2 protein-coding genes are annotated in these 1,420 nt (G+C 69.5%); one reads left to right on the plus strand and one right to left on the minus strand.

Translation table 11 applies throughout. The annotated features are described in order from the left end of the window. Positions 1–79: 79 nt before the first annotated feature. Positions 80–616 carry a PIG-L family deacetylase gene (locus AB0M20_RS43430; protein WP_364307336.1) on the minus strand — a complete coding sequence of 179 codons (537 nt, stop codon included), beginning with the start codon at positions 614–616 and terminating at the stop codon, positions 80–82. 159 nt (positions 617–775) lie between these two features. Between AB0M20_RS43430 and AB0M20_RS43435 the strand changes: the two genes are divergently transcribed. Then, positions 776–1,273: a DUF456 domain-containing protein gene (locus AB0M20_RS43435; RefSeq protein WP_364307338.1), complete on the plus strand. Its 498-nt coding sequence runs from the start codon at positions 776–778 to the stop codon at positions 1,271–1,273. Positions 1,274–1,420 lie beyond the last annotated feature (147 nt).

The raw sequence follows: 1,420 nt of genomic DNA on the forward strand, positions 1-1,420 counted from the left end.
GTGCTGGACAGGGAGAACTCTCGGTGACCCTGGGTTCACCTCCCGGTGGCAGACAGTTGCGTGCCGGTTGTAGGAAAAGTCAGAGGTCCCAGACGAACCGCGTCGGCGCGAACGCCTCCGCGTAGCGGACCCGGGCCAGAGCGCCGAGGTGGCGGGCCGAGGCCGCGGCGATGTCGCGGTCGGCGACCAGGGACAGCTTCTTTTCGAGGTACGCGCTGACGTCGACGAACACGGACGGCTCGAAGCGCAGCGTCGACGGCCCGGGATAGTGCAGCACCCGGCTTCCGTGCCGGGCGGCCGACAGCGTGGCGGCGGCGGTGGCCCGGTGATCGGCCAGCGCGTCGTCCGGCGCCGGCGCGTAGACAACATCCGCGTCGATGCCGCTGATCACGGTCTCGATCGCCGCGATGGTGGACGGCGAGGCGACGATCGCGCCCGGCTCACCGGGGCCGTGCACGAGGAGGCAGTCGAGGGCGCGGGCAGCCTCCTCGCCGCCGATGCCGGCCAACACCAGCACGGTCACCGAGTCGCCGGCCGCGCGGTGGGCGGCGAGCGTACCCGCGCAACCCGCCTCGACCGCACCCGCCACCGCGCCCACGGCCAGCACGCTGCGCATCACGCCCGCCCGCGGAGCAGCGCGGCGATGGGACCCATGACAACCTCCGGAGCTGATCGCCGCCCCCGGGGGAGGGGCGGCGCTGGTTGTCCATCGGTCACCGGAGTCAGCGGTTGAGGCTTCGTGGTTGAGGTTTCGCCGGGTCATTACCCTGCAGGCATGGATCTGACCGACAGCGGGACCGTCGCCACCCTCGTCGCCGGGATCCTGATCCTGGTCGGAGTGATCGGCGTGCTGATCCCGGTGATCCCCGGGCTGATCCTGTGCTGGGCCGGTGTGCTGGTGTGGGCGCTGCTGGGCGACGCCGACGGCACCAAGTGGCTGGTGCTCGGGCTGTCCACCGGGGTGGCGCTGGCCGGCACGCTGATCAAGTACCTGTGGCCGGGCAAGCACCTGAAGAACAGCGGGGTGCCGACCTCGTCGCTGGTGGCCGGCGGCGTGCTCGGGCTGATCGGGTTCTTCGTGGTGCCGGTGGTGGGCCTGGTGCTCGGCTTCGTACTCGGCATCTACCTGGCCGAGCACATCCGGGTCGGCGCCGCCCAGGCGTGGCCGTCCACCCGCCGGGCCCTGGGCGCGGTCGGCCTCTCCCTGATGATCGAGCTGGCCGCGGCCCTAGGCATCGCCGTGATCTGGGTCTTCGGCCTGATCGCCGCCTGACAACACTGGTAGCCCACCCACGCTGCGGGTTGGCGGAGAGGTGGCTGGGCTACCAGTTTTGGCTTGCGCAGAAAAGCGAGCAGAAGAAAAAAGTGGCTTAAATTGTGATATAGATTATGCAAAATCATCGTTTAAGCAAACACGAGC

Source organism: Actinoplanes sp. NPDC051633 (genome assembly GCF_040681735.1).
Lineage (GTDB): Bacteria > Actinomycetota > Actinomycetes > Mycobacteriales > Micromonosporaceae > Actinoplanes.